This is a genomic window from Atribacter sp., assembly GCF_035418125.1.
In the GTDB taxonomy this organism is placed as follows: Bacteria; Atribacterota; Atribacteria; order Atribacterales; family Atribacteraceae; genus Atribacter; species Atribacter allofermentans.
In genome coordinates this window covers 1-2,601 of record NZ_DAOLQM010000283.1, presented here as the reverse complement: position 1 = coordinate 2,601, position 2,601 = coordinate 1, and the positions used below count along the sequence as shown (strand labels likewise).

At 40.4% G+C, this 2,601-nt stretch carries 3 protein-coding genes; 1 reads left to right on the top strand and 2 read right to left on the bottom strand.

Going from position 1 to position 2,601, the window contains the following annotated elements:
- Positions 1-282: hypothetical protein (locus PLK24_RS10555; protein ID WP_324478936.1), on the top strand; the 282-nt coding region annotated here is incomplete at its 5' end.
- A gap of 194 nt (positions 283-476) precedes the next feature.
- On the opposite strand, the gene dapA is transcribed toward PLK24_RS10555, so the two are convergent.
- Positions 477-1,364: a 4-hydroxy-tetrahydrodipicolinate synthase gene (gene dapA / locus PLK24_RS10550; RefSeq protein WP_324478934.1), complete on the bottom strand. Its 888-nt coding sequence runs from the start codon at positions 1,362-1,364 to the stop codon at positions 477-479.
- A gap of 75 nt (positions 1,365-1,439) precedes the next feature.
- Positions 1,440-2,601 (bottom strand): aspartate kinase (dapG, locus tag PLK24_RS10545; RefSeq protein ID WP_324478932.1); only part of this gene is annotated, 1,162 nt, incomplete at its 5' end.

Below are 2,601 nucleotides of genomic sequence, written 5' to 3'. Positions count from 1 at the left end.
AATGAGATTGCCACGTCGCACAAAACGCTCCTCGCAATGACGGAGCAGAAGGTTGGGATTGACACGTCGTTCAACCAAAAGACGATTAGCCTCCTCGCAATGACGGATTTAGATAACTTTTTTCATCATTCTCGAGAAATTTTTAACCTTAAAAACAACGATTTATTCTTCCAAAAACAAAAAACCTCGTCCCATAGACGAGGTTTTCTCGAACAGAACTACAGGGGTGAACCAATAGGTACACGGTGCCACCCTGTTCTACTCATTTTCCTAACGGTTTGACCGGATTTCCCTACTTAGACTTAAAAAGCCTTTTCTTCAGGATCAGCTCACGGGCTCTCGTTCTATCGGAAATAATTGGAAGCCTTTCACCATAAAACTTCCTCGCTATAATTTTTCCAATGAACTTCCCGATCATTGCTGTTTTCATATTCTTTTTTAAGGTTCAACTATTATGACAAAATTCAAAGGAAATTTCAACTCAAATATCCAAGATCGAGTAAGGTTTTTTTCAACTTGTCTTCTTTTTCTTTCTCCATCTGGCTAAGAGGAAGCCGAACTTTTCCAACTGACCAGCCCATCAGATTCAGTGCGGCTTTAATTGGTATCGGATTGGTTGAAATAAATATTATTTTAAAAAGAGAATATAAACGAAGATGCAAGTCGAGTGCTTCTTCAACTTTTCCTTGTTTATAAAGAACAATCATATTCTTAATTTCACGGGCTGCCACATGAGAGGCTACGCTGACAACTCCTTTACCTCCCAAAGCTAATACCACTAAGGTCATATTATCATCGCCACTATAAATCGCAAAATTTTTCGGAAGCAGAGTTCGCAAAACTGACAACTGATCAGCGCTCCCAGCTGCTTCTTTCAGGGCACAAATATTTGGGATCTCAGAGAGTCGAGCGATTGTTTCTGGTTCTATATTAATTCCGGTTCGAGAAGGTATATTGTACAGCATAACCGGAATGGAAATTCCTTCGGCAATAGCTCGGAAGTGTTGATAAAGACCTTCTTGTGGCGGTTTGTTATAGTAAGGAGCAACAGCTAAAATTCCATGAACCCCGATTTTTTCCGCTTCTTGGGACAAAAACACTGATTCGTGGGTATCATAGCTACAAGTTCCGGCAATAATTTTGGCCCGATCTCCCACTTCTTCTAAGGCAATCTCAAAAAGTTTTAACTTTTCATCCTTGGTTAATGTTGGTGCTTCTCCAGTGGTTCCGGAAACCACAATTCCATCTGATCCCTCTTTTACTAAATAATTTAACAATTTTCGAAATTGATCATAATTCACCGCAAGACTTGAATCAAACGGAGTCACCACTGCAGTTAACATTTGACCAAAATCACATTCCATGATGAACCTCCTCAAGAAATTTTCTCATAAGCGATTCTACCAATGTCTTTTTTTCTTTCAATTTCACTGATATATTCAACAAATATCTTCCAGTTGAAATTTTCGATGGAGAACCTGAATCGCTTTTTCCATATCGGTAGCGTGAACCAGACAAGAAATTGTCACATGGGAATCACTGGTTTGGAGGATTTCAATTTTGGAACTTCTCAGGGCTTCAACCATGTCGGCCACGACTCCGGGACGATCCGCCATCCCCGAACCAACCAAGGATATTTTTGCGCAGGGATATATGAGGGTAAGCTCAAAACCCTCCTTTTCCAATATTTCTTTTACTCTTAAGGCTTTTCCTTCTTCAACGACAAAGGCCACGATATCGGGAAAGAGATTGATGAGGTCGATACTAATTCCCTTATTGGCTAAGAGTTGAAACATCAATAAATTATCCTCTTTTTTTCCATTAAGCTTTACTCGAAATTGAGCCAATCCTTTTCGGAAAGCTATACTGTAAACTGTTCTATCTTGCGAAAACAATCGCAAACCCTCTTTTGACATCGAGCGAATATCGCAGATTAAAGTTCCTTTCCCTTCATCATTTAAACTCCGAACCCGCAGTGGAACCCGATATTCCCGGGCAATATTCATGGCCTTATCGTGGATTACTTTCGCTCCCTGTTGAATGATTTCAGCAGCTTCAGTATAAGTCAGTCCCTCTAAGATATGGGCTTCGGGAACAATGCGAGGATCAGCGGTCATTACTCCAATAACATCGGTAAAAATATCAACATATTCAGCTTCAAGAGCCAGCCCCAAAATAACTGCTGAGGTATCGCTTCCTCCTCGACCTAAAGTCGTAATTTCCCCATCTTCAGATGCCCCCTGAAATCCCGCTACTACAACAATATATCCTTTTTCCAAGTAACTCAATATTTTTTTGGTATCCACACGTTTAATGGTAGCATCTCCAAAACGATCGTCAGTTATTATTCCAGCTTGCCAACCGGTTACTACAACCGCTTTTAAACCTAATCTCCTGAGAGTTTGGGTCATAATCACCGCTGAAATAATTTCTCCAGTCGACATCAATACATCTAAATTTCTTGAATCTAAGTGTTCGTATTCATTTTTGGCTAAAGAAATCAGAGTGTCAGTAGCATAGGGTGCCCCAGCTCGTCCCATCGCCGAAACCACTGCTACCGGTGAATATCCTTCTTCATAAGCTTCTTTTAGCTTTAATGCA

Bases quoted from the DNA above. Each gene is read 5' to 3' on its own strand.
- dapA (WP_324478934.1), bottom strand. From the start codon at position 1,364: ATGGAATGTGATTTTGGTCAAATGTTAACTGCAGTGGTGACTCCGTTT.